At 55.4% G+C, this 4,539-nt stretch carries 5 protein-coding genes; 3 read left to right on the top strand and 2 right to left on the bottom strand.

Features of this window, described 5'->3' with window-relative positions; all coding sequences use genetic code 11:
• Positions 1-236: 236 nt before the first annotated feature.
• Positions 237-398, bottom strand: a complete 162-nt coding sequence (locus tag QT222_RS05860; RefSeq protein ID WP_155844701.1) for a hypothetical protein — start codon at positions 396-398, stop codon at positions 237-239.
• Between the two features lie 216 nt (positions 399-614).
• Positions 615-1,226 carry a DUF7344 domain-containing protein gene (locus tag QT222_RS05865; RefSeq protein ID WP_004060971.1) on the bottom strand — a complete coding sequence of 204 codons (612 nt, stop codon included), beginning with the start codon at positions 1,224-1,226 and terminating at the stop codon, positions 615-617.
• A 252-nt stretch (positions 1,227-1,478) separates the two neighbouring features.
• Between QT222_RS05865 and QT222_RS05870 the strand changes: the two genes are divergently transcribed.
• The 3 genes from QT222_RS05870 to QT222_RS05880 all read left to right on the top strand — a co-directional run bounded on the left by QT222_RS05870 (position 1,479) and on the right by QT222_RS05880 (position 4,467).
• Positions 1,479-2,621, top strand: a complete 1,143-nt coding sequence (locus QT222_RS05870) for a DegT/DnrJ/EryC1/StrS family aminotransferase (RefSeq protein ID WP_004060972.1) — start codon at positions 1,479-1,481, stop codon at positions 2,619-2,621.
• Complete coding sequence (locus tag QT222_RS05875; protein ID WP_004060973.1) at positions 2,614-3,603, top strand: Gfo/Idh/MocA family protein; 990 nt, start codon at positions 2,614-2,616, stop codon at positions 3,601-3,603. The genes QT222_RS05870 and QT222_RS05875 overlap by 8 nt, the downstream gene beginning before the upstream one ends.
• 261 nt (positions 3,604-3,864) lie before the next feature.
• Positions 3,865-4,467 carry a DUF7344 domain-containing protein gene (locus tag QT222_RS05880; protein WP_491476612.1) on the top strand — a complete coding sequence of 201 codons (603 nt, stop codon included), beginning with the start codon at positions 3,865-3,867 and terminating at the stop codon, positions 4,465-4,467.
• Positions 4,468-4,539 lie beyond the last annotated feature (72 nt).

The following is a 4,539-nucleotide window of genomic DNA, read 5'->3' on the forward strand; positions in this document are numbered from 1 at the left end:
ACACAGGGTCGCATCGAACGACATCGACTCGGCCCCGGAAAATGTGTCGTCCTCCCACAGAACCGCGAGACGTGACTGCGGGACACGCGAACCGTTCGCTTTCTCGACTTCGTTCTACGTCACCTACCGTGTATTCCCTGGTTGATGCTAACCCCAACGCGTAACAATGTGGTTCGATGGTTGGCCGCAAATGTGACCGACACGAACGCGGCCGTCTCGAACACTACGGCGGACTATCAGAGCGTGAGGGTTATCGTCCCACAGAGTAGAAAGAGGAAAACGAACCGTCGCGCCCACACCAGTGAGAGGCTGATTTGACTCGCGTGCCCCAGTCCCGACGTGACCACGGCAAGCCCGACGAACACGGCGCTCACGGGGACGAACTGTCCTGTGAACATGGGCTTATTCTTTCCTCCCGGGACTATCGGCTTGTGGGTCGATACGCGCAGTTATCTCTGAGTCATTCATGATAATTTGTTGGCTTTTTCACCATTTCCTTATATGGTAGTTAGTTCACATTTACTGGTGCCATAAGCGGGGGTGCAACTGTTATACGGCCCGCTCGTGGAACGTTCTGTCTTAAGTGTGCCATCGGCGGGTTTCAAATGGTGCCACTAGTAAGTGGCTCCGCGGTAGCCGAAAAAACAGACGACAAGCACTGCAGGAACAAGTGTACAGGGCGTATCGAAGGGACTCGAACTCGATGCGGTAATGGCGGTACACATCACCCCGAAGAGCAAGACGCTGAAGTTCACCAGTTGTTTTACCGACAACTGAACACGCTCTGTGTTCAATATATCCACCTCGGAGCCCCCGTCTCCGTTGGTGGCTGTCTCAGTAGTGCATTTAGTTTCGGCCGTCTCTTCGTCGAACGTCTTCCCTGCGGTTCGGTCGCTCGTGTTCATCGAGCAGACGCAGCCTGTCTCTCGGTCGAATACCACTTGGTTCGTCGAGTCGAGATGAGGAAGGTCAAAATCATAGAGGATACTATGAATCTCCTCGTCGGTGGGGACCATCCCATCGGTCTCGTCTCGGAACCACGCTGCGAGGTCGACAGTCAGTTCGCCAATTGTGTATGGTGACTGATGGCGGTTGTTGACCAATGAAACGATGGTGTTGCGGCGCCGTGTCTCGGTAACGCCACCGAGACCAGGTCTGTCGTCGAGTGTTGGACCAGCGTCTTCTCCAGTGTCGCCTGGACCACTCGGCCCCCACGATGGTGCCATTGACACGTGCCGCTACGGAACCTATAAAAATAAAACCCGGGTGTCTCACCCCCGTGAGCGGTCGGAATCAACCTAGTTCGTGTTTGAGATAGCTTATCTGACTCATAATAATGCAGTGATAGCGTCTGCCCTCATACAGCGGCATTTGGACCGCACGACTACTATGAGAGGTACACACCGAACCCAGGCCGATGACAAGCCGTTGTCCTACTGTGACGCGATGAAATCGAACATCGTCGATGAGAGTGACCGATGAGCGAAGACATCCACATCGCCAATCCGATTCTCGGCGACGAAGAGCTCACGCGTATCGAGTCGGTCGTTGAGTCGGGAATGATTGCAGACGGTCCCGAAGTTCGTGAGTTCGAAGCTGAATTCACGGAATACTGCGGCGCTGACCACGGCGTCGCCACGTCGAACGGAACCACTGCGCTACACACGGCTCTCGAAGCCGTTGGCGTCGGTCCCGGCGACAGGGTCCTCACGACACCCTTCTCGTTTGTTGCAACGGCGAACGCAATTCGCTTTACGGGAGCGGAACCGGTGTTCGCGGACATCGACCCTGACACATTCAACGTTGACCCTGACCACGTCGAGGAGACACTCGAATCCCTCGATGGCGACGTTGAGGCAATGGTCGTTGTCCACCTCTACGGCCTGCCAGCCCCGATGGACAGACTCCGTACCATCGCTGATGAGTACGACGTGACTATCGTCGAGGACGCGGCACAGGCACACGGTGCGATGTACTTCGACACGCCGGTCGGTTCGCTTGGTGATGTTGCGAGCTTCTCGTTCTACCCGACGAAGAACATGACCACCGGCGAAGGTGGTATGGTCACTACCGACGACGAAGACATCGCAGCACGTGCGGCAAGTTTCATCAACCACGGCCGCGAGTCCGACGGCTACCGGCACGTCTCGCTCGGCCACAACTTCCGAATGACGAGCATCGCCGCCGCCATGGGTCGGTCTCAGCTCGACCGACTTCCCGGGTTCGTCGAGGCTCGCCGTGAAAATGCGGCACGTCTCGATGAGTTCCTTGCGGAGACGGCGGCTGTCACACCGACGGTTCCCGATGGCTACCAGCACTCCTACCACCAGTACACGATTCGCGTGGATAACCGCGATTCAGTGACTGAACAACTCGACGAATACGGTGTCGGGTACGGAATCTATTATCCGCGCTGTATCCACAACCAACCTGCCTACGACGACGTAGACGCGAGTGTGCCCGTCGCAGAACAGGTTTCCGAGCAGGCGCTTTCGATTCCAGTCCACCCTGCCCTCAGTACGGATCAAATCGAACGGGTTGGGACCGTTCTCCGGGATGAGGTAACTATCACTCCGCCCGCAGACGCTTCTCGTTCCACGATGGAGGTGACCAATGACTAACAATACCGTGAACGCCGGTGTCATCGGCGTTGGAAGCATGGGCCAAAACCACGCTCGCGTGTACGACGAACTGTCGGAGACGAATCTCGTCGGCGTCTTCGATGTCGACAATGACCGTGCTGAAGCCGTGGCCGACAACTACGAGACAACCGCTTGTTCGATGGAAGACCTCCTCGACACGGCGGATGTCGTTTCGGTCGCCGTCCCGACGCAGTTCCATTATCAGAACGCCAAGCGTGCACTCGAATCGGACGTTCACGTCCTCGTCGAGAAGCCGTTTGTCGACGACCCTGCTAATGGACAGGAACTCATCGATATTGCAGATAACCGTAACCTCGTATTGCAGGTCGGGCATATCGAACGGTTCAACCCCGCAGTACAGGTCCTCCGTGATTTCGCCGGTGAACTCACAATCCGCGGCATCTCGACTGAACGACTCGGTCCGCCGATTGACCGTGCCATCGACGACACGGTCATCATGGACCTGATGATTCACGACCTCGATATCGTCTTGGATATTGTCGACAGCGAAGTCGATTCGTATAACGCGGTCGGAACGCCCGACTGCCGTTACGCCAACGCGAACCTCCGGTTCGATTCCGGGGTGACGGCGTCGCTCACGACGAGTCGCGTCACCCAAGAGAAAGTCAGAACTCTCACCATCTCTGCGGCAGAGTGCCGAGTGAAGGTGGACTACATCGACCAGAATATCGAGATTCACCGTTCGTCGGTTCCCACGCATATCGACGGTGGGTCGCCCGTCCGTCACCGTCATAAGAATCTCGTCGAGACGCTGAACGTCGATCAGGCCGAACCTCTGATGAGTGAGCTTCGGTCGTTCGCTAACGCCGCGAAGACGGGTTCAAAACCGGTCGTCGACGGAGAGCAGGGGCTCCGAGTGCTGGAGTTGACGAAAGCGCTCGATGAGGAGGCCCAGTCTGACACTGATAGCACGCGTGAGGTGGTTGCCGGAGCGAGGTGAGATGGTTGTTGGTCGTTGGGTGTTTCTTACTTCATGACCGTACATGGGTGAACTTCAGTGAGGCTCTCGACCTCTCTGTCAGACATATGTTTGAAATCAGACAATCGTGATGTCTGCTGATTATGTGTGGTTAAACCGCCTGAAACAGTTGCTAAACTGATGGGATTCCCTTAGTGATGTGCTAAACGGTTCACAACAGTTCGGACTATCCGGAACGAAGTCCGCGATTTATTTGGGGTCGAAATAACGGTTGGAGCGAGAATGTCCACCCAGGTCAACAGTCCTGACAATTCGCTCATCGACCAACAAGTGACCACGGACGAGCAGAAACAAGAACTCGGAAAGGACGAGATATACCATCTTCTTCAGAATGAACGCCGTCGAAACGTGCTCAAATACTTGCGTGACTGTGAAGGCTCAGTTCAAATGCGAGATATCGCAGAACAAGTCGCTGCGTGGGAACACGATACGACGGTGCAGGCGCTTATGTCCGACCAGCGCCAGCGTGTGTACATCGCTCTGTATCAAGCACACCTGCCGAAGCTAGACGAACAGGGTGTTATTGAGTATAACCAAAGCCGAGGCATCGTCAAGAAGAATCTACTCGCAGACGAACTCATCAAGTACCTTGAGAAACCGGAAGACGATACCGACGACGATACTTCCACCACTGGCCGTCCGTGGGGAACATACTACCTTGCTGTCTCTGGGATGAGTGCTCTTCTTATCGGCGGTTCGGGTCTCAACCTTCCTGTGGTTGGCTCGCTACCTCATCTGTTTATTGCTCTTACAGTCATGAGCGTCTATACGGCGCTTACTTTCTGTCAGGTCATGGACGACCTCAAGATGGCTGACGACAAATAGCGTCCTACTGCACTGCATCCTTGCATCCTGAACCACTCGTCCAGTTCAAACTGTGTATGCTGTGTGATTTGG

Source organism: Haloferax sp. s1, assembly GCF_058382125.1.

What these genes read in the sequence shown, in the direction of transcription:
- QT222_RS05860 (WP_155844701.1), bottom strand. Translation starts at nt 398, where the DNA reads ATGTTCACAGGACAGTTCGTCCCCGTGAGCGCCGTGTTCGTCGGGCTT.
- QT222_RS05865 (WP_004060971.1), bottom strand. Translation starts at nt 1,226, where the DNA reads ATGGCACCATCGTGGGGGCCGAGTGGTCCAGGCGACACTGGAGAAGAC.
- QT222_RS05870 (WP_004060972.1), top strand. Translation starts at nt 1,479, where the DNA reads ATGAGCGAAGACATCCACATCGCCAATCCGATTCTCGGCGACGAAGAG.
- QT222_RS05875 (WP_004060973.1), top strand. Translation starts at nt 2,614, where the DNA reads ATGACTAACAATACCGTGAACGCCGGTGTCATCGGCGTTGGAAGCATG.
- QT222_RS05880 (WP_491476612.1), top strand. Translation starts at nt 3,865, where the DNA reads ATGTCCACCCAGGTCAACAGTCCTGACAATTCGCTCATCGACCAACAA.